Origin of the sequence: Chryseobacterium sp. MYb328 (assembly GCF_037572595.1) — a bacterium.
Taxonomy (GTDB): domain Bacteria; phylum Bacteroidota; class Bacteroidia; order Flavobacteriales; family Weeksellaceae; genus Chryseobacterium; species Chryseobacterium pennae.
Window position 1 is genome coordinate 42,157 of record NZ_JBBGZQ010000011.1, and the last position, 24,474, is coordinate 66,630.

General features: G+C 35.0%; 25 protein-coding genes. 12 read left to right on the forward strand and 13 right to left on the reverse strand.

Going from position 1 to position 24,474, the window contains the following annotated elements:
- Position 1: 1 nt before the first annotated feature.
- From WH267_RS12480 to WH267_RS12495, 4 genes are all read right to left on the reverse strand, one after another.
- The gene (locus WH267_RS12480) at positions 2 to 1,312 is read right to left on the reverse strand and encodes a hypothetical protein (RefSeq protein ID WP_340008619.1); all 1,311 of its coding nucleotides are present in this window, start codon (positions 1,310 to 1,312) and stop codon (positions 2 to 4) included.
- A gap of 92 nt (positions 1,313 to 1,404) precedes the next feature.
- A complete protein-coding gene (locus WH267_RS12485; RefSeq protein WP_340008621.1) occupies positions 1,405 to 2,253 on the reverse strand; it encodes a hypothetical protein in 849 nt (282 codons plus the stop codon).
- A 127-nt stretch (positions 2,254 to 2,380) separates the two neighbouring features.
- Entirely contained in the window at positions 2,381 to 2,764 is a 384-nt protein-coding gene (locus tag WH267_RS12490) for a tetratricopeptide repeat protein (RefSeq protein WP_340008623.1), read from the reverse strand.
- Between the two features lie 30 nt (positions 2,765 to 2,794).
- Positions 2,795 to 4,813, reverse strand: a complete 2,019-nt coding sequence (locus WH267_RS12495; protein WP_340008625.1) for a M3 family metallopeptidase — start codon at positions 4,811 to 4,813, stop codon at positions 2,795 to 2,797.
- Between the two features lie 212 nt (positions 4,814 to 5,025).
- On the opposite strand from WH267_RS12495, the gene WH267_RS12500 reads away from it, so the two are divergent.
- Complete coding sequence (locus tag WH267_RS12500; RefSeq protein WP_340008627.1) at positions 5,026 to 5,550, forward strand: SRPBCC family protein; 525 nt, start codon at positions 5,026 to 5,028, stop codon at positions 5,548 to 5,550.
- Positions 5,551 to 5,584: 34 nt separating this feature from the next.
- Here the strand turns inward: WH267_RS12500 and WH267_RS12505 are convergent, their stop codons facing one another.
- Positions 5,585 to 5,893, reverse strand: a complete 309-nt coding sequence (locus tag WH267_RS12505; protein WP_115970128.1) for a DUF805 domain-containing protein — start codon at positions 5,891 to 5,893, stop codon at positions 5,585 to 5,587.
- 80 nt (positions 5,894 to 5,973) lie between these two features.
- On the opposite strand from WH267_RS12505, the gene WH267_RS12510 reads away from it, so the two are divergent.
- The 6 genes from WH267_RS12510 (at position 5,974) to rimM (ending at position 9,191) form a co-directional block, all read left to right on the forward strand.
- The gene (locus tag WH267_RS12510; protein ID WP_340008630.1) at positions 5,974 to 6,423 is read left to right on the forward strand and encodes a hypothetical protein; all 450 of its coding nucleotides are present in this window, start codon (positions 5,974 to 5,976) and stop codon (positions 6,421 to 6,423) included.
- Positions 6,424 to 6,642: 219 nt separating this feature from the next.
- Positions 6,643 to 7,155 (forward strand): nitroreductase family protein, encoded by a 513-nt coding sequence (locus WH267_RS12515; RefSeq protein ID WP_115970130.1) that lies wholly within the window; start codon positions 6,643 to 6,645, stop codon positions 7,153 to 7,155.
- A gap of 11 nt (positions 7,156 to 7,166) precedes the next feature.
- Positions 7,167 to 7,529, forward strand: a complete 363-nt coding sequence (locus WH267_RS12520; RefSeq protein WP_340008633.1) for a hypothetical protein — start codon at positions 7,167 to 7,169, stop codon at positions 7,527 to 7,529.
- A gap of 20 nt (positions 7,530 to 7,549) precedes the next feature.
- Entirely contained in the window at positions 7,550 to 7,972 is a 423-nt protein-coding gene (locus WH267_RS12525) for a WG repeat-containing protein (protein WP_340008635.1), read from the forward strand.
- A 107-nt stretch (positions 7,973 to 8,079) separates the two neighbouring features.
- Complete coding sequence (locus WH267_RS12530; RefSeq protein WP_115970132.1) at positions 8,080 to 8,634, forward strand: 30S ribosomal protein S16; 555 nt, start codon at positions 8,080 to 8,082, stop codon at positions 8,632 to 8,634.
- Positions 8,635 to 8,648: 14 nt separating this feature from the next.
- Positions 8,649 to 9,191 carry a ribosome maturation factor RimM gene (gene rimM / locus WH267_RS12535; RefSeq protein WP_115970133.1) on the forward strand — a complete coding sequence of 181 codons (543 nt, stop codon included), beginning with the start codon at positions 8,649 to 8,651 and terminating at the stop codon, positions 9,189 to 9,191.
- 69 nt (positions 9,192 to 9,260) lie between these two features.
- Here the strand turns inward: rimM and WH267_RS12540 are convergent, their stop codons facing one another.
- From WH267_RS12540 to WH267_RS12570, 7 genes are all read right to left on the reverse strand, one after another.
- Entirely contained in the window at positions 9,261 to 10,913 is a 1,653-nt protein-coding gene (locus WH267_RS12540; RefSeq protein ID WP_340008639.1) for a serine hydrolase domain-containing protein, read from the reverse strand.
- Between the two features lie 85 nt (positions 10,914 to 10,998).
- Complete coding sequence (locus WH267_RS12545) at positions 10,999 to 11,913, reverse strand: helix-turn-helix domain-containing protein (protein ID WP_115970231.1); 915 nt, start codon at positions 11,911 to 11,913, stop codon at positions 10,999 to 11,001.
- Positions 11,914 to 12,013: 100 nt separating this feature from the next.
- Positions 12,014 to 12,853 (reverse strand): SDR family NAD(P)-dependent oxidoreductase, encoded by an 840-nt coding sequence (locus tag WH267_RS12550; RefSeq protein ID WP_340008640.1) that lies wholly within the window; start codon positions 12,851 to 12,853, stop codon positions 12,014 to 12,016.
- 120 nt (positions 12,854 to 12,973) lie between these two features.
- A complete protein-coding gene (locus WH267_RS12555; protein ID WP_340008642.1) occupies positions 12,974 to 13,780 on the reverse strand; it encodes a helix-turn-helix domain-containing protein in 807 nt (268 codons plus the stop codon).
- Complete coding sequence (locus WH267_RS12560; protein WP_340008644.1) at positions 13,777 to 14,706, reverse strand: XRE family transcriptional regulator; 930 nt, start codon at positions 14,704 to 14,706, stop codon at positions 13,777 to 13,779. The genes WH267_RS12555 and WH267_RS12560 overlap by 4 nt, the downstream gene beginning before the upstream one ends.
- A 91-nt stretch (positions 14,707 to 14,797) precedes the next feature.
- Positions 14,798 to 15,793, reverse strand: coding sequence for a hypothetical protein (locus WH267_RS12565; protein ID WP_340008646.1), 996 nt, complete (start codon positions 15,791 to 15,793; stop codon positions 14,798 to 14,800).
- A gap of 7 nt (positions 15,794 to 15,800) precedes the next feature.
- Positions 15,801 to 18,635: a hypothetical protein gene (locus WH267_RS12570; RefSeq protein ID WP_340008648.1), complete on the reverse strand. Its 2,835-nt coding sequence runs from the start codon at positions 18,633 to 18,635 to the stop codon at positions 15,801 to 15,803.
- Positions 18,636 to 19,001: 366 nt separating this feature from the next.
- Here WH267_RS12570 and WH267_RS12575 point away from each other — a divergent pair, with 366 nt between their 5' ends.
- The 5 genes from WH267_RS12575 to rpoN all read left to right on the forward strand — a co-directional run bounded on the left by WH267_RS12575 (position 19,002) and on the right by rpoN (position 24,022).
- A complete protein-coding gene (locus WH267_RS12575) occupies positions 19,002 to 19,649 on the forward strand; it encodes an LA_2272 family surface repeat-containing protein (RefSeq protein WP_340008650.1) in 648 nt (215 codons plus the stop codon).
- A 2-nt stretch (positions 19,650 to 19,651) separates the two neighbouring features.
- Positions 19,652 to 20,227 carry a hypothetical protein gene (locus WH267_RS12580; RefSeq protein WP_340008652.1) on the forward strand — a complete coding sequence of 192 codons (576 nt, stop codon included), beginning with the start codon at positions 19,652 to 19,654 and terminating at the stop codon, positions 20,225 to 20,227.
- An 11-nt stretch (positions 20,228 to 20,238) separates the two neighbouring features.
- Positions 20,239 to 20,838, forward strand: a complete 600-nt coding sequence (locus WH267_RS12585; protein ID WP_340008654.1) for a CDP-alcohol phosphatidyltransferase family protein — start codon at positions 20,239 to 20,241, stop codon at positions 20,836 to 20,838.
- 111 nt (positions 20,839 to 20,949) lie between these two features.
- Positions 20,950 to 22,398 (forward strand): asparagine--tRNA ligase, encoded by a 1,449-nt coding sequence (asnS, locus tag WH267_RS12590; RefSeq protein ID WP_115970145.1) that lies wholly within the window; start codon positions 20,950 to 20,952, stop codon positions 22,396 to 22,398.
- Between the two features lie 160 nt (positions 22,399 to 22,558).
- Entirely contained in the window at positions 22,559 to 24,022 is a 1,464-nt protein-coding gene (rpoN, locus tag WH267_RS12595; RefSeq protein WP_115970146.1) for an RNA polymerase factor sigma-54, read from the forward strand.
- An 83-nt stretch (positions 24,023 to 24,105) separates the two neighbouring features.
- On the opposite strand, the gene WH267_RS12600 is transcribed toward rpoN, so the two are convergent.
- Positions 24,106 to 24,474 (reverse strand): cysteine peptidase family C39 domain-containing protein, encoded by a 369-nt coding sequence (locus WH267_RS12600; protein WP_115970147.1) that lies wholly within the window; start codon positions 24,472 to 24,474, stop codon positions 24,106 to 24,108.

Consider the following 24,474-nt stretch of genomic DNA (forward strand, 5'->3'; position numbering starts at 1 on the left):
TTCAGAGTTTTCCTGAAAAATACTTGTTCTGTCTTAAGACTTTAGCCAGGAAAGGATTGGAAACGGTTACTCCATGGACCAGTTCCGGGGTGGGCTTAAATTCGCTTACCCCATGAATTCTAGGAGCCATCCAACCTGATTTTTCAGGATCAATACCTGCTTCCTGACAGGCCTTGATGATCATTTCCTTGTTACAGAAAGCTCTTTCCTGAAAAACTTCCCAAGGCAAAGGTACTACATTCCAAACTTCTGTATTGGGATCTATTTTTCCTCCGCTGGATAAATGCCATGCAATAACATCTGCAGCCATCAGACGCATCACCTTCCCAAAACAGATATCTTCAAGAATAGATTCCAATCCCAGTGCATAGATGAGGTTCATCCAGTTATCTCTGGCTTTATTCCAGGCTCCTGCAGTATTGTTCCAGGTAGTGGAATCATTGCCTTTCTTTACTGCCATTGTTTTCCTGTAAATATCGTTTTCATTCCAGAGTTCTTCAAGAAAATCTGAAATTTCTTCAAGAATCTTTGTCCATTTGCCTAAGAGGTTCCCCTTTTGTTCATCATTCAGATGTTCTAAAACTTTAGCATCAGAATAAATATAGGAAATCGCTTCCCAATGGGTATTGTCTGACGTTTCCAAACATCTGTTGAACAGCATTTCACATATTTCATCAAATGGTCTTTCCTGACTTTGATTGGTAAAAGTACTTCTTAGGTTACTTCTGGCATTGAAGTAAGCGATAAAGCAGGCTGTATTCAGATCTTTACTGAAATGATCAAAACTGATGGTGTGGGAAAGTCCGTGCTTGGCTATTTTCTGAAGTTCAATTTTCTTTGATTCATGAATGAATTTCTGAAGTCTTATTTCAATTCGCTTTAAAAGCCTCCACTTCTTATTGTAATTCCTTTTGGAAATGTCTAACCCGGCCAGTTTTCTCAGATCTTTATTAAGCCTGTCATTTTTGAAATTATTTTGTCCAAAATCTTTGTGGATCAATGGGGAAACCTCATTTAGAAAAGTTTCAATCCCGGTTACACTGTGATAACCTGTGTTTTCTTTTTCATTAATCTTAAAGATTTCGATGGCCTTTTTGATCTGTTTTTCTGCACCAATGGCTGTGCCAAAAGTTTCAAGCATTGAAGTATATCCATAGATGCTGTTTTTCAGAGAGCGGTTGGCTGCTTTACTCAAAGTAGCAAGTTCATGAATCTTCAGATGATTTCTCATTAGCTCAACGATCATTTCCGCTACATCTTCGGGACGGCGGCGCTGATCTAAGGTTTGATAAAGTTGTTCAATGATGATCATGTTTACTAAAGGTTATAGTTAATACCAAATATTATACAGAGTAAGAATTTGAAAGAAATATATAGATGAAATTTTACAAGCTTAAAAATATTTTATTTTTTTACTCCAATTGTTTTTACTGCGTGATCCATTTCTGTATCAGTGAGTTCTACTCCAAAACTCTCAATAGCAAGTTTGCTAACTGTTTTTTTTCGTTCAATTATAATATCTTTATTAATTCTAGCTGGCTGGATATAACGTTTGGTACAAATATATTTAGCTATTCCTTCCTTCTGTAAAAGAGGTGCAATAAATTTATCAATGATTGTTAATAGAATTCGTTGTATTTTCAAAAGATCAACAATCTCATTTTCTGTAATTACACCTATGTCATAATTTGTGAAATCTAATTCAGTAACTGCATCCTTCCAAAATAAATTCAAATTCTCTCCTTCGTCATTAATTAAGTCAGAAAATCCTGATGTTAATACTTCTAGTAAATGTGTAATATAATTTCTCCTTAATCGATAATATTTTATAGTGTCAAAAACTTCCTGCTGAGGGGTACCATGTCCTAATTTAGAAATTAATAATTGTAGCTGTTCTTCGATTGGAGTATTTTGTTTTTCAGAACGAGTAAGCGATACTGTATTTATATAACTAATGATTTCCATAACATCTTCCATATAAGCATGAAAAAACTCATAAGAAAATGAAAAATATGAACCAAAATTTATTAATTGATTTTGTTCCTGAAAAGAAGGTAATTTTTTTAGGGTTACATTTATTTTTTTGGAATATGAATTATGTGGAAATAGATCAGGTGTAAATAATTCATTGTCTTCTGGAGTAAAATTACTTAGCTTATCATTTAATTCTTGTTTGTTAAATAGATAAAAACATAAATGATCATTTAGATCGGAAAGCTTTCTTAGATACTTTTGTTGTAATGGTGTTTTCATAGATTATTAGTTTGTAATTTTTGAGAATCAATATGAGTAAGAGCAGCTTTTAATGATCCATTAAAAGCTGCTTCCAGTTTATGTATTTATTCTGTTATCATTTAAAAAAGATATTATCCAAAAGCTCTTAATGAGATTGTGGGTCAAAATAGGCTTTAAAAGTAAGAGGGTTCTCCACTTTATCTTCAGCTTCTTCCAGATATTCTAAATATTCTGACTGATGTTTTTCCATATAAACCATAACAATAGCAAGGTTTACAAAAAGATTTTTATCCTCAGAGCCTAAGTTTAAAGCTATTTTTAAATAATCCAAAGCCTTCTCATTTTCTCCCATATCAGAATAAATTGCACCAATGTTGATGAGCGCAGAAGTGTTCTCAGGTTCAATAAGCAGAATTTCATCTAATTCTTTGACTAAAAGATCGTTTAAAGTATCCCAATGATCTTCATTTTCCCATCTTTTTGCCTGGAGTTTTTTAACGTTTTCGAGTCTTTGTGGTATGCTATTCATTTGTTTTTGAGATATATCTGAATGTTTTTCCTATCCAAAAGCTCTTTTCAACAAACTCTCCACTTTTGGCTCGCTTCCTCTGAATGCTTTATACAGTTCCATAGGATCTTTTGTTCCTCCGGAAGAAAGAAGTACTTTGTATTTTGCTGCAATCTCCGGGTTGAAGATTCCATTTTCTTTAAAATACTGGAATGCATCAGCATCCAATACTTCAGCCCATTTGTAAGAGTAATATCCTGCGGAATATCCACCCTGGAAGATATGGGAAAAACTTGGACTCATCGCGGTTTCAGGATTGGTAGGATAAAGTGCTGTCGCTTTTGTATATTGATCTTCAAACTCTTTTACACTTTCATTCTCAAGCTCTGCAACTTTTGTATGATAGTTCATATCCAGTAAACCAAAACCTAATTGTCTTAAGGTCTGATAGCCTTCCATAAAGTTTTTAGACTGTTCAATTTTTTCAATTTTTTCGTCAGGAAGAACTTCTCCGGTTTTATAATGCTTTGCAAAGGTTTTCAGGAACTCAGGCTCATAACAGAAGTTTTCTAAAAACTGAGACGGAAGTTCCACAAAGTCCCATTTTACTGAAGTTCCTGATAGTGTTGGATATTGAGTATCTGCCATTACTCCGTGAAGGGCGTGACCAAATTCGTGGAATAAAGTTGTTACTTCCTGGAAGGTTAATAAGCTAGGAGTATCTTTCGTTGGTTTGCTGAAATTACAAACAACAGAGATATGTGGACGTGAGTTTTCTCCGTTCTGCTTGTACTGATTTTTATAGCTCGTCATCCATGCTCCGGCTCTTTTCCCTTTTCTTGGGAAATAATCTACATATAATAAAGATTTATAGGTTCCGTTTTCCTTTACTTCATATACTTTTACATCTTCATGATATTTCGGAATATCATTTCTTTCTTCGAAAGTTAAGCCGAACAGTTTTCCAGCTAGACCGAAAACAGCATCCTGAACCTGGTTTAACGGGAAATAAGGTTTAAGTTCCTCATCATTAAGATCATATTTTGCTTTACGAAGTTTTTCAGCATAAAAAGTGTGATCGTAGCTTTGCATATCTTCAATTCCATCATTCTTTGCCAGAGATTTTAATTCTTCAATTTCTTTATTGGCATAGGGTTTAGCCTTCGTTAAAAGTTCATTTAAAAAGTCAATAACTTTTACCGGAGATTTTGCCATTCTTTCTTCCAATACAAAATCTGCATAATCTTTATAGCCTAAAAGCTCAGCTTTCTGTTGTTTTAGCTGAAGAAGTTCTTTGATAAGGTTTTGGTTGTCATATTCTCCGCCATCAAAAGATTTTTTACCATTAGCCAATGCCAGTTCTTTTCTAAGTTCGCGGTTTTCTGCGTAGGTCATGAACGGGATATAGCTTGGATATTGTAGGGTAACCACCCATCCTTCAAGATTTCTTTCTTTAGCTTCCTCTGCAAATTGCTCAACAATCGCTTCAGGAATTCCTGCTAATTGTTCTTTATCTGTAATATGTTTGAAATAAGCATTCGTAGAAGCGAGTACATTTTGTCCGAATTGCAGGGATTTTATAGATAGATCCATACTGATCTTCTTTAATTTTTCTTTGTCTTCCTCATTCAGTAGGGCGCCACTTCTTACAAAACCTTTGTAGGTTTCATTCAAAAGCATTTTCTGCTCCTCATTTAGGTTATATTTTTCCTTTTCATCATAAACTTTTCTGATTTTGTTGAAAAGGGCTTCATTTTGAGATATTTTGGAAGAATATTCCGTTAAAATCGGAGAAACTTCCTGAGCGATCTGTTGGATTTCGTCACTGGTTTCTGCAGAATTTAAATTGAAAAAGATATTAGAAACCACATCCAGTTGCTCACCGGAATAAGCCAGTGCCTCAATGACATTTCCGAAAGTAGGTACTTCAGGATTGTCAACAATGGCATTGATCTCTTCTTCAGATTTTTGAATTAATTCCTTAAAAGCAGGAAGATAATCTTCATTTTTAATGTCACCAAACGGTGCTGAGTGATATGGTGTGTTAAATTTTTCTGTTAAAATATTCATTTTTCGATTTTTAGTTAAACGTAAATGTAAGGATTCATCGGAGAATCCCGGTTGAAAGGCTCAAAAATAATGCCTGAAAGCCAAGGTATGACAAAAATGCCTTATCTTTAAATAATCTTGTCCTATGCAAAGAGGGGATGGTGTCAGAATATTTAATTTTGAAAACAGATGAGAGATTCATTTTGAAATAAATAACCTTAAATATATAGACTATGAAAACACTCTTAAAATTGATCGGAATTATCATTCTGTTGTTTATTGCATATGCTGTCATTGCCATGTTGGCTTTCAGTAAAGATTATCACTATGAAAAATCTATTGTCATTAATGCTCCCAAAGAAAAAGTTTGGCAGTATGCAGGATCTTTAAAAGGATATAATATGTGGGATCCTTTCTCGAAAGAAATAAAAAATGTAAAGATCACTTATTCCGGAGAGGGTAATAAAATGGGAGATTCTTATCACTGGAAAGGAGATGACAGTGAAGGGGAACAATCTATTATAGAAACAGTACCCAATGAAAAATTGGCGACTCAGCTTCATTTCATAAAACCTTTTGAAGGAAATGCTAAAAGTAATATTGTATTGGCTCCTGAAGGGAATGGGACAAAAGTAACCTGGATGATAGATAATGAACTGAATGCGATGATGAAAATCATGAAACCTATGATGGATGGCAATATGGATAAAATGTTCGGACAGGGCCTGGATGACCTGAAGAAATTATCAGAAAAATAAATAAGAAGCCTTGTAAATATTTTACAGGGCTTTTTTATTGAACAGGAGCTTCTCCATATTTGTTTTTTCCCGTATCTCCTTCGTTGATAAGCATCAGAAAACCATAAAAAGGAATTAACTGATACCAGCCGCTTTCACCCATATCGTGACATCTTTTGGTTCCCTGAGCCAACAGAAAAAGCAGTCCTGGAATAAGTACAAAGATTGAAACAGTTAATAATAAAGGAGGAACGATTCCCTTACAAAATTTAAGTGTTGTGGTAATTCCAAAATCAATCAATAAAGTGAGTGCATATTCTTTATTTGAAATTCTTCCTTCAAAAGCGAAAGGATTTTTAAACATGATTCTATTTTAGTTTTTATACTTTCAAAAGTATAAATTATTTTTAAAAAATATTATCTTTATATAAAGAAACGATTTCTATGGAGAAGATTGTATTTGAAAAAAGTGATATCAGAGATTTTGTCAAAAACACGATAACAGAAAAAATTGAAAAACTTAAAAATTTCATCGAATTTACTCTGGAGGCCAGCCGTGACATCAAAAAAACACCGAAGTATGACAGTATGCGGGAAGAAATGCAGGAGGAGATCTACCAGATGCAACGACAGCTAGGTGCTTTAAATGATCTCAGACTAAACATGGGAAAGGTTTTAAACAGTGCAACGGAACGTGTTCAGTTGGGCTCTTTAGTAATCACGAATAAAGCCCGTTTTTATATTTCAGTTTCATTAGGCGAATTTTTCTTTGAAGGCGACAGGTTTTATGCCATTTCTCCTGAAAGTCCCATGGCCAAAAAAATAATGGGAATGAAAGCCGGAGATGAGTTTACATTAAACAAAATTCACCAGAAGATAGTGGAAGTGTTGTAGGCTTTTATGGTCCATAGTGAATTTTGCTTCGCGAGTGAATAGTAAATCACGGCTGTACATAAAAATTGACAGGCGCTGTGAATTGACTATTCAGCATTGACTTTTACAATTTCCCAGCCAACAATAAAACTCTCTCTCAAAACCTCATACCCCGAATCCCAAATCAAAAACTCATTCTATTCTCCCGGAAATTAACTTACATGTTGTATTTTTGCTTCTATGAACAAAGCAGAAGTTTTAAAAGAAATCATAGAGCAAAGAAGAAGTATTTTTCCGAAAGATTATACTGATGCAGAAATTTCTCAGGAGGTTATTGATGAAATTTTACATTCAGCAACTTTGGCTCCCAATCATAAGCGTACTAAGCCTTGGCGTTTCAAAATATTCAAAGGAGAGGAAAAGGCAAAACTGGCTTCAGAGATGCAGGCTATCTATAAAACCACTCAACCTGAGCAGCTATTCCTTGAGAAAAAATATAATGATATAGGGTTTAAAATCAATAAAGCCAATGTAGTTGTTTCTATTGTAGTGAACTTTAGCGGAATGGTTCCCGAATGGGAAGAAATTGCTGCTACCTCTATGGCGGTACAAAATATGTATCTGAGTTGTACGGCTAATAACATCGGCTGTTACTGGAGTTCTCCTAAAATTGTTGACCATTTGAAAGAATCTTTGACGATAGAGGAAAATCAGAAATGTCTGGGACTTTTCTATATGGGAAGATTAGATTAATTGAATTTTTTATGGTTAAAAAATTATTTCTTGTCTTGTTTGGAGCAATGATATGTAAACCTGTTTCTGCCCAGATTCCTATATCTGTGCCTAATTTCAATACCTACCAATTTTCAGAAGGAAGCAAGCTAGGAATCAGGAATAGGGAAGGGGTATTGTTGAAAGCTGAATATGACCAGGTTTGGGAACAAGGTAAAGACCGTTACAGCCTTACAATATCTGGAAAGACTAACGTTTTTTATTTGGATAAAGTTATTTTGCCAACTGCGGTGGATGAAGTGAACTTTATATCAGATGATACCTTCGTATCGGTTGATAAGGGAGAAAAAACATTTACGTTCTTGATACTGATAACCAATATAAACTTGCCTTAAAAACAAAAAACAATCTTGTTGTGAACAATGGTTTTACGCTTGTTTTAAGTGACAGCTCAGGAAAGAAGACTTTTTATTTTAAGAATGGAGCATCTTTAACAGATAAATATTCTTATCCCAATATTTATAATAATGTGATAATGGCATCCATAGACCGTAAATGGGGATTGATAAAGGATGGAAGAGAAATAACAACGTTTATGTATGATTCTATAGACACTATCGGGCGCTTTTATAAACAGAGAAGTGGTCAAGGATATCTGTTGCGTTATAAAACAGCAAAATATTTTATTGTAGGACTCAATCAAAAGTTTGGAATCATAAATGTTGAAGGTAAGACTGTACTTCCTATTCAGTATGATGAGATTGTTCTGGATGAGGAAACCAATATCTATACCCTTCGTTTGAACAACAGGGAAGAGTCCTTTGACGGAAACAAATAAGAAAAGGTAGAAAATCTTACATTTTTAGATTGTTAGATTAGAATTTTTATTTATCTTTGCACTCTTAAATATTTAACTGGGACGAGTTCCCGTAAAATTCAAACATTATGTCAGTAAAAATCAGATTACAAAGACACGGTAAAAAAGGAAAACCTTTTTTCCACATCGTGGTTGCAGATTCTAGAGCTAGAAGAGATGGTAGATTCATCGAAAAACTAGGAACTTATAACCCAATTACTAACCCAGCAACTATCGAGTTGAACGTTGATTCTGCTGTACAGTGGTTAAACAACGGTGCTCAGCCTACTGATACTGCTAGAGCTATTTTATCTTACAAAGGTGCTCTTTACAAAAAACACTTACAAGGTGGTGTTGCTAAAGGAGCTTTTGATCAAGCTGAAGCTGAAAAAAGATTTAATACTTGGTTAGAAACTAAAGAATCTAAAGTGCAAGGTAAAGTTGACGGTTTAGCAACTGCTAAATCTGATGCTAAAAAAGCTGCTTTAGAAGCTGAAGTAAAAGTAAATGAAGCTAGAATCGCTGCTGCTGCACAAGCTGATGCTGATGCTAAAGCTGCTTTAGAAGCTGCAAATGCACCTGCTGAAGAAGTTGCTACAGAAGGAGAAGCTGCTGCTGAAACTGAAGAAAACACTGAAGCTTAAGAACATTTCCGGTTATGCGTAAAGAAGATTGCTATTTGTTGGGGAAAATAACACGCAGACATGGACTTGCGGGCAACGTTATTCTTAAATTGGATACCGACCAGCCTGAGCTTTACAATAAATTGGAATCAATATTCGTTGAAATCAACGGATTATTGGTTCCATTTTTTATTGAAAAATCATCATGGAGCAAATTAGATGCTCTGAACCTTGCATTCAAAAACTCTTCTGAAGCAATGGTAGACCAGGTTTTAGGCAAAAGTGTTTACCTTCCTCTGGCTTCATTACCTAAACTTTCAGGAAAACAATTCTATTACCACGAAATCATTGGATTTGAAATTTTTGATGAAAATGATAACAACTGTGGGGTGATTAGATCTGTAAATGATCAGACGGCTCAGGTGTATTTCGTTACCAATCTGGACGGAAAAGAAGTGGTAATTCCTATGATCAAAGACTGGATTCTTGAAGTTGACAGAGACGAAAGAACAATCAAAATGGAACTTCCTGAAGGTCTTATTGATGTTTTTCTGGTTCCTTCTAAGAAAGACGAATAACTCTGTTTGTTGCTGTAACAGTCATTCCGTCTCATTTATTATTTTCTTTCTATCATTATTTTTTTGAAATTATTCATTACCCATCATTAAGGCAGGTAAAAGATATTCTTCTACTATTTTGTCAGCCTGTGAATGAGCGTAAGGCTTATTATATGCTGTGGCTGTAATGACCATTACGACTGGTATGTCTACAAATATAATAATCTTGTTTCCGCCATTTCCACTGCATTGATAAGCTTCCAGATTTTTGTTTCCCATTTTATAAATTTTCCTCCAAAACAAATATCCATAGCCTTCAAAATCTTTGTCGTCTGTAAAGTAGTTCGTAAAAGATTTCTTTATCCAATTCATATTTAAGATCGTTTTTCCATTCCAGATCCCATTATTTTTATATAATTGTCCGAATTTTGCAAAATCTAGGGCTCTCATCCGCAGACCACCTGCTAAAGAAGGTTTTTGCTGAGGAGTAAACTGCCATTTGTAGTTTTTGATTCCAAGAGGCTGAAATAATTTTTGATCAGCATACTCTTTCAGTCCTTTGGGAAGCGACTTATCTAAAATATCACCTGTTACCACAACTCCAGCGGTAAAATAATTCCAGTTTTTCCCGATTTTATTTTCAGTCATAGGTAAGTTCAGGGTAAATTTTACCCAATTATCGGTAGGGTACATATTTTCTTCGTTTCCTGGAGATTCAGAGTCCTGATCATTCCCCTCAAAACCGGAGCTCATCGTTAACAGGCTTTTGATGGTAACACTATCTTTTCGGGATGAGTAATTTTCAAATGATTTTAAATCATAGAATTCCTTCAGATTTTGATATTCGTTTTTAATAAAACCTTCTTGGATGGCGATTCCCATCAATGCAGAAGCAAATGTTTTTCCAACCGAACGTGTATCCTGCAAAGAGTCTCTTCCGGACCCATTGAAATATTCTTCCAGAAGAAGCTTTCCGTTTTTAATAACAACAATGCTTGTAATATTTTTGAATCTTTCTTCTGCAATTTTTTTATTCAGATTTCTGATCGTTTCAGTATTCAATTTTTCCTTGGAGATTTTCCATTCGTGGTTAGGTTGAATAAGTTGAACAGCTGTCTGTTGCTCTGAAATATTTTTTTGAGGAACATTAAGATTGATTTGCCGTTCTGCAATAATAGGTCCTGTAATTATATTTCCTGTATGCAGATAAGGACGAATTTCAATTTTTAAAGCGTGATTTCCGTCTGTCAGTGCATCAATTCCATCGTGTCCCCTATAAAAGCGCATCCATAAATATCTTCCCCATGAATCTTCATTCTTACTGCTGAGAAGAGGAATTCTTAATGTGGTTTTCATCTTTTTATTTTCTGGAGTTCCGGCACCTGCATTGAGATTTTCTGTGTAGATCGGTTTTCCATCAACATAGAATGAAAATTGAAAATTTCCTTTTTTAAGAAGTTCTTCTACGGTCCAATTGGGTTCAAGCTGATGAAGATAGTTGATCAGTGAATTGTCAAAAAAAGCATGAATCCCAAGGTCACCATTTTCCTGAAACGTTGAAGAAGTAATAAAATCTGAATCTTTCAGATTTTCAAGGGCAACAGTTTTGTTAAGGAAAACAATTTTTCCGGAATATTTTTTCAGAATCGGATTCTCAATTTTTTCAGGATTGACTATATTTTTATTTTGTCCCTGGTAAAGATAGAAGATGAAAATAAAGATCAATAATAGAGCTGGTCTCATAGCAAGAAGTATTTGAACAAAAATAATAAACTTCTTTACAGTAAAATAGAATGAAATTAACATTGCTATTTTATCATCATGTATTCTAATTGAACAGCTTTCTAAATTCTCCGGGTGACTGATTTGTTTTTTGTTTAAACAGCTTACTGAAAGACTGTGGATGCTCAAAACCGAGTTCATATGCAATTTCACTCACGGATAAACTTGTGGTGCTTAAACGTTCTTTGGCAGAATCAATTAATTTATTCTGAATGTGCTGCTGTGTATTTTGCTGCGTATGAAGACGAAGTAAGGTTCCCAGGTAATTGGGTGAAATATTCATCTGCTCAGCTATACATTTTACAGAGGGAATTCCATTTTCTATAAGGTTTCCGCTTTCAAAATATCCGGAGAGAATTTCTTCAAATTTATGGAGCAATTCATGGCTTGATTTTTTTCGGGTAAAAAACTGACGCTCATAAAAACGGTCAGAATAAATCAGCAGTAATTCAAGCTGTGCAATAATCAGTTCCTGTGTAAATTTATCAATGTTCGACTGATATTCACGTTCAATATTTTTAAAAATTTCAACAATTATTTTTTCTTCTTTATCTGAAAGAAAAAGGGCTTCTTTTACCTGGTAGCTGAAGAAATCGTAAGATTTTATTTTTTTTGTTAATGATGTATTCCAAAGAAAATCAGGGTGAATAAGCAATAAAAATCCAGTGGGTTCTACCTGGATATCCTGCCTGATTTCCAGACTTAAAAACTGCTGTGGCGAAACAAAACACAATACTCCCGAATCAAAATCATATTGTTGCTGCCCATAATTGAATTTAGGATTGACATTTTTCTTCAACCCAATTGAATAAAAATTCTGAATCCATTTCAATTCTTCATCTTCCACAATATAATGTACTTTACTGTAATCTATCAGACTGATCAGAGGATGCTCAGGACTGGGGAGACTACAGAAAGCATGAAAATCTGTAATAGAATTAAAACGGACAGGTTGTTTCATCATAGCTAATTTAATTGTTTTTGTAAAAGTATAACGTATTGTTTCAGAAAGATATCAACCCCGCTCAGAACGAACGGAGTTGATCGATATCCTGATGTTACTAAATTGCTGTTGAAACAGTCAGGTTTTCCCATTTTTCAGCATCTTTCTTTAAGATATCAATTTTGTTATTGAGAAATTCCATCGTTCCTACACCCAATAATAAATGAACAGGGGGATTTTTCTCTTTACTGATCTGGATGAGCACATCAGCTGCTTTTCTGGGGTCATTGGGCTGGTTTCCATTAATTTCATTAAGATGAGCCTGCTCGGAAAGCCTTGCAGCTTCATAAGCCTGAATAGGATTAGCCGGAGTTTTCACAGAGTCTTTCGTTAAAAAATCTGTACGGAAATAACCAGGATAAACAACTGTAGCATGAATTCCAAAATCTTTTACTTCTTCAGCCAGAGCCTCTGTAAATCCCGCAACAGCAAATTTTGTTGAGCAGTAAATTCCCCATCCTGGAAAATTAGCAGAATATCCACCAACAGAAGAAATATTGAAGATGTTTCCTGATCTTTGCTCACGGAGATAGGGCATGGCATTTCTGATCACATTTAAGGTTCCGAAAACATTCACAGCATAATTTTTTCTTGCTTCTTCATCAGTAAGTTCCTCCAAAGTTCCGATTTGTCCGTAGCCGGCATTGTTGACAACTACATCAATTCTGCCGAAATGTTCCACGGTTTTGGCAATCGCGGATTTTATATCATCGTTATCTGTAATGTTGACGCTGAGCGGAAGAAAGTTTTCTGAAGTTTCTCCAATGGTAGAAATGAGGGATTCAACGGTACGGCTGGTAGCAGCAACCTGAAATCCTTCGGATAATAATTTTTTTACCAATTCGAATCCTAAGCCTTTTGAAGCCCCTGTCACGAACCATACTTTTTTTGTTTCCATTTTTAAATAATTTTTTGTTTAAATGATGGTACAAAGATGAAAACTTACCCAAATGAAAATGTAGCCGAATCGGAGAATGATGTATCCAAATCGTGAATGGTAATTTTATTTGGAAAGATTTCAGCGGATTTTCAGGAGATTCCTGTATTTCAATGGTGTGATCCCTATATTTTCTTTGAAACACCGGATGAAATGACTTTGATCTGCAAAACCGCAGTTTAGAGCAATATCCGTCAAAGAAGATGACGAATTGAGAAGTTTTATCGATTTTTCAATCTTTAGTTTCCGGAGGTATTCTCCCAGATTACAATGGAAATATTTATGAAAATCTCTGCTTAAATGAACAGGATGGATGTTCAACGTTTTAGAAAGCTCAGCCAGATTTAGGGTTTCCGCAACGTTTTCATGTAAGATCTCATTAATCTGACCTACCCACAATGGTTTTCTGTCTTTGATTTCCCTCTCATGGGTTAATTGACTGAAAAGATGCAGCAGTAACTGATTTACAGCCAGTTCGAAAGATGTAGTATTGGTTTTTGTTTCTTTAAAGATCTGATGTATCAATAATTTGAAGGCAGGATTTTTTATATTGAAACTTCCTTCAACTTTGTTTTTCTGAATGTCAAACCGTTCCAACCAATTTTGAGTGATTTCGATGTGGAAGCCTCTGGTAAAAATATCCGGTTTAATATTATAGTGTGGATCTTCCCAGTGATGATACAATAATGTTCCGGCTGAGCATCCGTATGTTTCTTTTTTGTTTCCCTCTGTCATACTGCCCTGAAGGAGAAAAGTAAAGTAAGCATTTTCATGATAATGCCAGTCTACATAAGGATGGGTATATTCCGTATCAGTGATAATTAATCCTTCTAAATTGATCATTTGATTGGTTTCCCCAAAATATTCGCCGTTACAAAGACTGTTCATGATAGATTTTGTTTTAACCGGTCAATTTGTTCATACATTTTATTAAAGAATATTTTCCTTTCTCTGTTTCCGGATTCATTCAAAGATTTTGAGTTTTTAATCTGATGCTCAAAATAGCTCAGTGAATCTTCACAGGTTATTTTATCATTGGTCATCATATATCCAAACATACTGAATGGGATAAAAAAGGAACATTGCTGTTCATTCTTAAATAAAATACTATTATTCAAAATTACTAAATCATTGACATATATCTGGAAATTAGTTTTTTCCAAAGTTTTATTTTCCAATCGTTCGAGTAATCTTCTTAAATCATCAAGGATCAGGTCAGCATCATTTTTTTTCAACAATCCCATTTCATAATAAAACGAAATTTGCCTCAAAGCGCTCATAATCGTAGTGTCATTCCATATTTCAGTTACATTTTGTTTGCCATAAAGGTCTTTCAGCATTTCATTTTTTACAGAATGATATTCCATATTAAACTCGTGAAAAGGACTTAAAAACTTATCCTGATTCAGTAAATTCATCCATACATAAAACTTAAACCGGGACAAAACAGAATCCGAAATGGTATAGAAAAACGGAATATCCTTAGCTGAATAATAGACTTTGGAGTTGGTAATATCCTGAAAAACGTTTAGAATTTTAAGAGAGTTTTCAAAGTAATTCAAAAGATCATCAGTTGTTTTTACAGGTTGTGTTCTTTGAACGACCAATTGATTTTCTGTACCCAGAAACTGATCCAATGATATTTGATAATATCTGGCAAGCTCAAGCGCTTCCTCAAAGCTGAATTTTGCCTTTAGTGAAGTCCTTCTATGGGCTGCATCATAGCTTATATTAAGAATATTGGCAATCTCATCATTCAAAGATTTATCACCAATTTTTCTTCGGATTTCTTTTAGTAAAGCTTCCTGATGCATGACTTGTGATTTTCACAAATGTAATATTTTTTTATTTTCTTATACCTACTATTGAGGGGAATATGTAGATAATTTCAAATAAACTAAACTTTCATAAACCTTTGGTTAATCCCGGATGCCTGGAAAGGCACTTTGAGTACCATGGAGTATTTAATAATGCCGTAGCTGTTTTTTCTTCAGTAATTTTATACAAAACATTTTTGCTGTAATGGTAATCGGCATATTCGCTAACCGGTTTACCATTTACTTTTGCTGGGATACCTGCTATTTTCGCCATTATGCCTGTTGTATTTTTTAAAACGTTGAAATAGTTGTTGATTTGGTTAACCCACAGATCAATTATCATTTGTCTGAGGTTTCCGTATTTATCCAGTAAATTAAATTCGCACGCCGAGCTTCTTTCAAATGCCGCAGTTTCAATATACCACAAGTTTACCGAATGGTCAAACCCGATGGCCCATGACCTTCTTCCTGCTAAAAAATGACGTTGGTTAACATCAATGATATTGTTCACGATCTCAAAGGCCTTTGCCTTATCTATTATACCCAGAGAAGATGCTATTTTGGTTAAATTTGAAAACAAATCAGATTCCTGTTTTTCAATCCATTCCCGTTTTAAAGTAGTAGCGAAAAGACTCAGGGAATCTGATGCTTTTTCTATGGCCACCCAGTCTGTATGGATTACTGCTGTTAAAAAATCCAATTGGGGAAGATCAGGGAATACTTTAATAGTTCCCCCCATTTGAAATGCAATGGTTTCTTTTGAGTTAAATTTATATTTTCCTGTAGTTGCCTTTGCAACATTTGATACCGAAAATATGGGACAAAAATTTTCCAATAAATGCTTATTCATCTTTATAATCTGATCCCGGGAAGGATTGGAAATATAGCTGAAATATCCTCTGAAATGATTCCCATGAAATTTGCCCACTCCTTCATACACATTTTTTTCTGTAAATTCTCCTGGCTTCCCTTTTGTTGGAGGAACTATAGCAGGTGGTCGGGGAGTAACTTGGTATGTGGGAGCTGCATTGGTAGCAGCTCCTGAATACCCTCCTTTTGGATTTGCGAATGTATCGTAGCCCATAATCTGTTTATTCTGAACAATTTTTTAATGGATAACTTGGCAAGCACTTAGACTTATCCCGTAAGAAAGTTAAAGTGGTTGGCGTAATAAATTCCCAGGGAGCACCTATGAAAACAGCTCCCGTAGACCACTTAAGGCCAGATGCTGTAGATCCTTCGTAGTTTCGTTCGAGTGTGATCAACCAGGAAGTATGTGCAGATACAGATGTATCTTCTGTAATGCTTATGATTCTGTACACTTTGCAGTCTATTACTATCTCTCTGTCAATATCGGCATTGATTCTTAATGCACTTACTCCCGGACCGTAATAATCCCAATAATGATCAGTATTGCTCAGCACTACAATATTTGAGGCATTGGTTACACTCAGCCCTCCCTCTCTGTCTGAATAAAAGTTTTCTTTTTGTTCCTTTATTTCCTGGGCAATGGAAACATAATGTGGATCATTAGGTAATGGAAGAATACCTGTACCACCCCAAATTTCCCCGTAAGCTATAAAATGAGAAACATAATCGAAATATCCGTCTCTTATAGGAACCATAACCCTACAGCTTCCGGCTTCTAAAAACTTTTTAAAGATCAGATCATTGGATTCTTCTTTCAGTTTTTCGGACCAGCTGCATTTCTTTCCCCAAAAGTAAGGGTAGAAAATATAAGTAATCAGGTTCCAATTAAAAGCTTGCTCAAAAAACTGGATAAATCTCCCTTGCTGTTCTGCTTCCTTAATATTCATTTCGGGATATCCACATGGCTCAACTCTGTTTTTCATGGCATCAAACCTGTCAAAAAACTGGCATGAAATATAACTGATGACCATTCTTTTCAATTCAGCCTTTTCGGTTTCTCTGTTAATGAATGGGTTTTTGTTGTAGCGCTCTTTTTTCAGTTCTTCTTCTTTCAGTTCAAATTCTTCTTTGGCTTTTTGATAGTCAGCAAATTCTTTATTGTACTTTTCCATTGCTTTATTATAAACTTCGGTAATTTTGGAGAAAACTGCCGTTTGCCATTGTTCCTTGACATCGTCTTTTAATTTGCATCTTACGATCAGATCCCATTTAAAATTTGTGACGTCCCAGGCATGCACATTTACCATTTGCGTCCCTTCTATAGACGGTAATGGTACCATATTTCCAAGATTATTCAGTCCTCCGTCCTGGTGCCACATACTGTCGCCGTTAGGTCCTAAGCTCGCGTTAATAGAAACCCCGCCGCCTTCATTGTAATTCAGGCGAATATTAACCACACGCATGCTGATTCCTGCATAACCGGAAGGAATGTTGCAGGGAAATGCTGAGGTCCATGACCCGGATTTATTGTTTTTGCCTTTCGGATCACCCGGTTCGCCTTCCAGAGGGACTGTAGTTTCTATGAAAAAATCCGGAGGAGCAGGTACATCTTTAAGTCCGTATTTAGAAATCAAAGATTTGTAATTTTCGGGGGTAATCATTTCCTGCTTAATATCGGGAGCGACAGGCTTTACAGGTATTGTTCCCTGGAATTTAGTTTCAAAAAGCCTTTTGTATAAAGAAGCAGGTTCAGGTAAAACCAGATCAATCACGGCCTTTCTTCCATAGTTATAAACCTGTGCTCTTGATAATTTATTTACATAGAGATACTGTCCCGAAATATTGCCTCCGCTGACGTTATTGAAAGAATGCTCATTGATTTCCTCTGTCTCGAAAAGTCTTTTAGTGGAAATCAGTTTTCTTACTTTTTCTTCAACCTGTTTGGTAGCACGGTCAATAACCTCTTTGGAAGAGTTTACAATCTCTTTATTCGTTAATGATTTGGCTTGGTTATTACTGTACTTGGAATCTGCCTGTAGTTTATAGGTTCCCCAGTCTGCATTGGCAGTAACACCTGCCTCAAAAGCCGAATCTTGTTTTACGATATTTTCTGTCTCTTTCTGTAAAGAGGCTTTATCTTCGGTTTGCAGATATTTTTCTTCAAACTGTCTTATTTCTTCTTCGGTTTCCACAAGTTCTTCCGTTCTTTCCAGGCGTCTGTGTTTAGTGGTTAGCTCTTCTCCTTCCAACACATTTTTTATATAAGATAAATCTCCTGCCTGATAAGATTTTGTGTAGTCTTTAACAATCATCAAATCAATAATGTCAATTCTGGGTTTGGCACAGCATTTACTTTGTGGTACGCAGTCATCATTTACTTTACATGTGCATTTTTCATTGATGCAGCCTGGAATCTTGGTTTCGGTGAGAGAGTCCTTCACATTCAAAAAAGGAAACTCGGCAGAGCGTATTTCGGTATTGCAGGGATCAAGTTTTAAAAAACAGGAAGGAAGTAAAACCCGTTTGTCAAAATACTTCAAAATATTATAATCCGGCAGTTTCATGTTAAAATCATAGTATCTTTCTACAAAGGTCATCAGGGTAAAAACTGAAAGATAATCCATATTGGAAGGATGGCTTAAATTTTTAAGCTGCGACAAGCACAAAATTGTATCGGAAATTGCTGTTCTTTGTGTAAAATAGAGACTTTTATCTTTTTTATCTTTTGCAAAAACCGTGTCTAACCCAGCTTCCTTAATAATGCTGTAGATCTTGCTTTTATCAGGTGTATTTCGTACCGAACTAAGGCCTTCAATTGCCTTCTTCCATTCTTTACCGAGATCATCTGCTTTTTTTATGGAATCTTTGCTTTGTAAAAACTGTTTCATTTCCATATTGAGTGTGCTTACATTATTTTCCCTGCATAACATCTGCCAGTTTTTAAATCTGTCTGACTGATAGTTTTCGGGATGAGACTGGATGCCAAAGGATTGAGTATCATTAGGACTTAGCATCTCAACAGCTCTTGTTGTAAAAATTCGTAATAATTCTGACATAATATTTATTTTTTAATATGAAATTAAAATTGGCAAAATGCCTTTTTACTAATTCTATCTGATTGTGCTCACAAAATTTAATTGACAATTGTTTGAATTAAAAAATGATATTTGTGACATCTATTGATAGCTATATCAAATATCACAATACCCAAGGGAAGACAAAAGAGAAAACCCCTATAAATTGATTAGGGATTTCCCTGTTTTTTAATGGGGGTTTCCCTGTATGCTTTTACACTGTTGAGCTTTTAAAAGGATGTTTGTTTTGCGATTTTCACAAATTCAATGTTTTTTTTAATTTTTTTTCACATTGAGATTCGCGTTTTCTGCTGATAATTTTGAAACATAATTTTAAAATCATGAGCTATGAAAGCACAATTTTTTTTAATACCAATTCTTTTATTCAGTAGTCTGTTCTATGCTTCAGACACGATAAAAGTGGATTCTTTAAAACCCAGATTTTTTGGATTTTCACCTTCAAAAAAAGTGAAAAATATTAATGGAGTTTTATTTAAATATTTTGAAGAAGATGGAAATTTTGCTCCTAAAAAAGTAAACGGATTGGGGATGGGCTTTAATATGATTGGCATTTTTTATCCCTTTTTATTGTTTTTTAATTTGCCCGACGCTTTGAGTAAAGGAAGCCTGAACAATGACTATGAAATTGCCCCTGAAAATAAAATGAATAAGATTAATGGGGTTCAGTTATCATTGGTTAATATGGAACCAGCAGTTACGAATGGATTGGAAATTAATGTTTCGAGTAATATAAATACATATGCCGTAACGAATGGAGTGGCTGTTTCACCGCTGTATAATCTGCATCATGAAATAATAGGTGTTTCTGTGGCGCCGTTTGCGAATGTTGGACAAAAATGCAGGGGCCTTCAGATCGGGCTTTACAACAGCTGCAAAGACTTCTGCGGGATTCAGATCGGGGCATGGAACGAAAATGGAAAGCGGAAACTACCTTTTGTCAACTGGAATTTTAAGAAACAAAAAACAAACAAATAACCATGAGAAATCTTGTTTTAATATCTGTTTTTACAGGTGTAGTATTGAGCTTGAGCTCATGTGTGAGTTTCAACAGAAAAATGATTCAGGATGATCTTTCGGAGCTAAAGAAAGAAAATGTTCAGATGATTGATGGTCAGTATGAATATAAAGGATATGAGCATATCAGAAATAGCAATGTAAAATCTGATGCAACAGGAAACGTTGGAGAAATGCTGAATGTGAAAGAGGGAGGGGTGAAAAATGTTAATAAGCTTATTATAAAATCAATGCCGCTAGCTAAAGATAAAACGTTTGAAATACGATTTATGCTTTTAAAAGAGGATAGTCTTATATATACTTTTACCTATAAAGCGCGGCTTAAGAAAGGATTGCTTTTATTAAATAATTTCACTTCTCAATGTGATGAAATTCCTTATCTGTTTGGAGGCTGTCAGAATTTTCAGTCAAGAATAGGGGTAACAAAAGATCATAATCTCTTGATTCAGGATTATTATGATAACAGTGGCGCTTTTTTATTCTTTTTCTGGGCAGGGTATACAATCAATTATGCAGAAAAATACAGGAGAATTAATTGAAAATAATAATCATGAAAAATATACCTTATTTATTGATCTTGCCCCGTTTTATTACAGCATTGGTGATTCTGTATCTGGGATATTTTGTAGGAGAATCAGCACGTCAATATATTCTGATTCTAATGTATTTTGGATTGTTTACCGATATTTTTGATGGGATTATTGCCCGTAAAGCTGGTATTTCCTCAGAAAAACTGCGAAGGATGGATAGCCAGACCGATCTTGTTTTCTGGCTTTCATTAGGATTTGCTTCTTATTTTCTGAATCCGGATCTGATTATTAATGAATGGAAAAGCATTCTGCTGATCTTCATCATGGAAGCATTATGTTATATCATAAGTATCTGGAAGTTTGGAAAAGAAACCTGCACCCATGCTTTTTTAGCTAAAATGTGGGGCTTGAGTCTTTTATTGGCTTTTACCTATCTGATAGGTTTTCAGAAAGCAGGCTGGACCTTTGATTTAGCTGTGATCTTAGGGTTGATTTCGCATATAGATGTTATCCTGATCATTCTGTTTCTTCCCCAATGGCAATATGATGTTCCAAGCTTCTACCATGACCTGAAAATCAGGAAGGGAAAGCAAAGAAAAAAGACCATTTTCTTCAACTGAAGCATTAAATAATTGATAAATGATTTTTAAAGACAGCGCAATCATCAAGTTGCGCCGTTTTTTTGTAACTTTGCAACCATTAATTTTTATACAAAAATTTATTATCAACAAATGAAAAAGCAAACGATCAAAGAAATCCTAAAGGATTACAAGAAAGTATTACATCATGACATTACAGTTTACGGATGGGTAAGATCATTCCGTGCAAATCGCTTTATAGCTCTTAATGATGGTTCTACGATTAATAATTTGCAGATAGTTGTTGATTTCGAAAATTTTGATGAAGAGATCATCAAGAATATTAGCACAGCTTCTTCTCTTAAAGTAGTTGGTGAAGTAGTGGAAAGTCAGGGAGCAGGACAGTCTGTAGAAATTGTTGCTAAAAAGATTATTGTTTTAGGAGATAACTTTACAGAAGAACTTCAGAGTACGATCCTTCAGCCTAAAAAACATAGCCTGGAGAAGCTTCGTGAGCAGGCACATTTGAGATTCAGAACAAACTTATTTGGAGCTGTTTTCAGAGTGCGTCATGCAGTAAGTTTTGCCGTTCACTCATTCTTCAACCAAAACCAGTTCTTCTATATCAATACACCGGTAATTACTGGAGCTGATGCTGAAGGAGCAGGAGAAATGTTCGGAGTAACGAACTTTGATCTGAACAATATGCCAAGAACTGAAGAGGGGGAAATTGATTTTGCACAGGATTTCTTTGGTAAGAAAACCAACCTTACGGTTTCTGGACAGCTTGAAGGAGAAACTGCAGCTATGGGATTAGGAAGAATCTATACTTTCGGACCTACTTTCCGTGCAGAGAATTCAAACACAACAAGACACCTTGCAGAATTCTGGATGATTGAACCGGAAGTTGCTTTCAACAACCTTGAAGATAACATTGATCTTGCAGAAGATTTCTTAAAATATGTAATCCAGTATGTATTGGATCACTGTAAAGATGATCTGGAGTTCCTAGACAACCGTTTTGCTGAAGAACAAAAGACAAAACCGGAAAAAGAAAGAGCAAAAGAAGGCCTTATCGAGAAACTTGAAAATGTAATTGCTAAACGTTTTAAGCGTGTAAGCTATACAGAGGCTATCGAGATTTTAATGAATTCTAAGGAGAACAAAAAAGGAAAATTTGCTTATCCAGTTGAAAGCTGGGGGACAGATCTTCAGTCTGAGCATGAAAGATTTTTGGTTGAAAAACACTTTGAATGCCCGGTTGTATTGTTTGATTATCCGAAAGAAATCAAAGCTTTTTATATGAAGCTGAATGAAGACAACAAAACTGTTGCTGCAATGGATGTTCTTTTCCCAGGCATCGGTGAAATCATCGGTGGATCTGAAAGAGAAGCAAGATTAGACGTTTTAAAACAGAAAATGGCAGATATGCATGTAGATGAACATGAACTTTGGTGGTATTTAGACACTAGAAAATTCGGTTCTGTACCACATGCAGGTTTCGGTTTAGGATTAGAAAGACTAGTTCTTTTTGTAACAGGAATGACAAACATCAGAGATGTAATTCCTTTCCCTAGAACCCCGAAAAGCGCTGAATTCTAGAATTATAAAAAAAAAGCCTTAACAATTGTTTAAGGCTTTTTTATTTTTCAATAGTTTATATATGTAAAAAGTATAAAGCAAAAATCATGCTAAATGTATTTTTTGTCAAATAAATTTATTAAATTCGTAGAATATGTTATGTTAAAACGCCAATATTAATATGCTTAAACAACACTTACAACTCAAATTAGGACAGAAGCTGGCCCCTCAGCAGATCCAGTTGATGAAGCTTATTCAGCTTCATACTCTTGAATTTGAAGAGGAGTTGGAGAGAGAGTTAGAAGAAAACCCTGCTTTGGAAATTGTAAAGGAGGATTCTAAGGAAGATGAGTATTCTTCCCTGGAAGATGCTTATCAGGATGAGGGTACAGAAAGCATTGAAACAGATTTCGACGTTAACGAATATCTTTACGACGACGAACCAAGCTATAAAACTGCATCCAGTAACTACTCTCCGGATGATGAAGAATTTGACAATGAAAGCCTTCTGACTGAAGGACAGTCATTATATGATTATCTGACTGAACAGATTCACCTTGTCAATATCAGTGAAGAAGACCTGAAAATTGCAGAATACCTGATCGGTAACCTGGATACAGACGGATATCTGAGAAGAGAGATCAAATCTATTGTGGATGATCTTGCTTTCTCACAGGGAATCTATACCACAAAAGAAAAGGTAGATGATATCCTGGAAAATTATGTTCAGAAATTAGATCCTTCAGGAGTAGGAGCAAGAGGCCTTCAGGAATGTCTATTATTACAGATCGAGAAGAAAGTAAGTTCAGATAAAGCTGTTTCTTTAGCTGCCAATATTCTGAGATATCAGTTTGATGCCTTAACCAATAAGCATTATAACAAAATTATCCAGAAATATGATATTGAAGAAGAAGATCTGAAAGATGCTTTGGACGAAATTTCAAAACTCTCCCCGAAGGTTGGAGGAAATTTTGATACCCAAACCATTACCATCAATCAGGAAATTATTCCGGATTTTGTCATTCAGGTGAAAGATGGGCTGGTTATTCCTATGCTTAACAGCAAAAATGCACCTACATTAAGGGTTTCTGAAGAATACAAAGATATTCTTACTACCTACTCACACGATAAAAATTCTTCTGAGCATAAACAGGCAGCTTTGTTTATTAAACAGAAACTGGATGCTGCGAAATGGTATATTGATGCGATTAATCAGCGTCAGAATACTTTATTACAGACGATTACAGCTATTGTAAAGTTCCAGAAAGATTATTTTATCACAGGTGATGAAAAATCTTTGAAACCGATGATTTTAAAAGATGTGGCAGATATTACCGGATTTGACATCTCTACAATTTCAAGGGTAGTAAAAAGTAAATATGCAGATACTCCCAATGGTATTGTTTATCTTAAGGATCTGTTCTCAGACAGCTTAACGAATGATGATGGGGAAGAGGTTTCCACTAAGGAGATTAAAACCCACCTTCAGGAAGTGATCAGTAAAGAGAATAAGAGAAAACCATTGACAGATGATGCTTTGGTAGTCATCTTGAAAGAACAGGGCTATAATATTGCCAGAAGAACGATTGCAAAATATCGTGAACAGCTCAATATTCCTGTTGCAAGGTTAAGAAAAGAATTATAATAACTTGTAACATATCCAACAATATAAAAAGGTGAACATTATTTGTTCACCTTTTGTTTTATACGATTTGATAAGTATACCTATTAAGAAATAAGAAATACAGTATCACTTATTCTTTTGAAGAGGCTGAATGTATTGATCTGTTTTCCAAATTCTTTATTTTCCCAATACACTTTTCCGTCTTTATAATCATTAACCAGAGCAAAACTGCCACCATTGATTTTTAGGAATGCGATAGCAGGAAAGGGCAGTTCCTCCAGCTCTTCATGCTCCAGTTTTACTACCATAGCTTCGATGTCAAAATCATCTTTTAATATATTATAAAAACTGAAAAAGTTGTAATCTTCTACTGGAATATGGTAGTCTTTTATTTTCCTGATTTTTATATTTTGTTGTATAAACTTTTTCAGCAAAAAATTAAAAGAGATTAAGTGGTTATTTTTTTCAATCAT

What these genes read in the sequence shown, in the direction of transcription:
- WH267_RS12480 (WP_340008619.1), bottom strand. Translation starts at nt 1,312, where the DNA reads ATGATCATCATTGAACAACTTTATCAAACCTTAGATCAGCGCCGCCGT.
- WH267_RS12485 (WP_340008621.1), bottom strand. Translation starts at nt 2,253, where the DNA reads ATGAAAACACCATTACAACAAAAGTATCTAAGAAAGCTTTCCGATCTA.
- WH267_RS12490 (WP_340008623.1), bottom strand. Translation starts at nt 2,764, where the DNA reads ATGAATAGCATACCACAAAGACTCGAAAACGTTAAAAAACTCCAGGCA.
- WH267_RS12495 (WP_340008625.1), bottom strand. Translation starts at nt 4,813, where the DNA reads ATGAATATTTTAACAGAAAAATTTAACACACCATATCACTCAGCACCG.
- WH267_RS12500 (WP_340008627.1), top strand. Translation starts at nt 5,026, where the DNA reads ATGAAAACACTCTTAAAATTGATCGGAATTATCATTCTGTTGTTTATT.
- WH267_RS12505 (WP_115970128.1), bottom strand. Translation starts at nt 5,893, where the DNA reads ATGTTTAAAAATCCTTTCGCTTTTGAAGGAAGAATTTCAAATAAAGAA.
- WH267_RS12510 (WP_340008630.1), top strand. Translation starts at nt 5,974, where the DNA reads ATGGAGAAGATTGTATTTGAAAAAAGTGATATCAGAGATTTTGTCAAA.
- WH267_RS12515 (WP_115970130.1), top strand. Translation starts at nt 6,643, where the DNA reads ATGAACAAAGCAGAAGTTTTAAAAGAAATCATAGAGCAAAGAAGAAGT.
- WH267_RS12520 (WP_340008633.1), top strand. Translation starts at nt 7,167, where the DNA reads ATGGTTAAAAAATTATTTCTTGTCTTGTTTGGAGCAATGATATGTAAA.
- WH267_RS12530 (WP_115970132.1), top strand. Translation starts at nt 8,080, where the DNA reads ATGTCAGTAAAAATCAGATTACAAAGACACGGTAAAAAAGGAAAACCT.
- rimM (WP_115970133.1), top strand. Translation starts at nt 8,649, where the DNA reads ATGCGTAAAGAAGATTGCTATTTGTTGGGGAAAATAACACGCAGACAT.
- WH267_RS12540 (WP_340008639.1), bottom strand. Translation starts at nt 10,913, where the DNA reads ATGAGACCAGCTCTATTATTGATCTTTATTTTCATCTTCTATCTTTAC.
- WH267_RS12545 (WP_115970231.1), bottom strand. Translation starts at nt 11,913, where the DNA reads ATGAAACAACCTGTCCGTTTTAATTCTATTACAGATTTTCATGCTTTC.
- WH267_RS12550 (WP_340008640.1), bottom strand. Translation starts at nt 12,853, where the DNA reads ATGGAAACAAAAAAAGTATGGTTCGTGACAGGGGCTTCAAAAGGCTTA.
- WH267_RS12555 (WP_340008642.1), bottom strand. Translation starts at nt 13,780, where the DNA reads ATGAACAGTCTTTGTAACGGCGAATATTTTGGGGAAACCAATCAAATG.
- WH267_RS12560 (WP_340008644.1), bottom strand. Translation starts at nt 14,706, where the DNA reads ATGCATCAGGAAGCTTTACTAAAAGAAATCCGAAGAAAAATTGGTGAT.
- WH267_RS12565 (WP_340008646.1), bottom strand. Translation starts at nt 15,793, where the DNA reads ATGGGCTACGATACATTCGCAAATCCAAAAGGAGGGTATTCAGGAGCT.
- WH267_RS12570 (WP_340008648.1), bottom strand. Translation starts at nt 18,635, where the DNA reads ATGTCAGAATTATTACGAATTTTTACAACAAGAGCTGTTGAGATGCTA.
- WH267_RS12575 (WP_340008650.1), top strand. Translation starts at nt 19,002, where the DNA reads ATGAAAGCACAATTTTTTTTAATACCAATTCTTTTATTCAGTAGTCTG.
- WH267_RS12580 (WP_340008652.1), top strand. Translation starts at nt 19,652, where the DNA reads ATGAGAAATCTTGTTTTAATATCTGTTTTTACAGGTGTAGTATTGAGC.
- WH267_RS12585 (WP_340008654.1), top strand. Translation starts at nt 20,239, where the DNA reads ATGAAAAATATACCTTATTTATTGATCTTGCCCCGTTTTATTACAGCA.
- asnS (WP_115970145.1), top strand. Translation starts at nt 20,950, where the DNA reads ATGAAAAAGCAAACGATCAAAGAAATCCTAAAGGATTACAAGAAAGTA.
- rpoN (WP_115970146.1), top strand. Translation starts at nt 22,559, where the DNA reads ATGCTTAAACAACACTTACAACTCAAATTAGGACAGAAGCTGGCCCCT.
- WH267_RS12600 (WP_115970147.1), bottom strand. Translation starts at nt 24,474, where the DNA reads ATGATTGAAAAAAATAACCACTTAATCTCTTTTAATTTTTTGCTGAAA.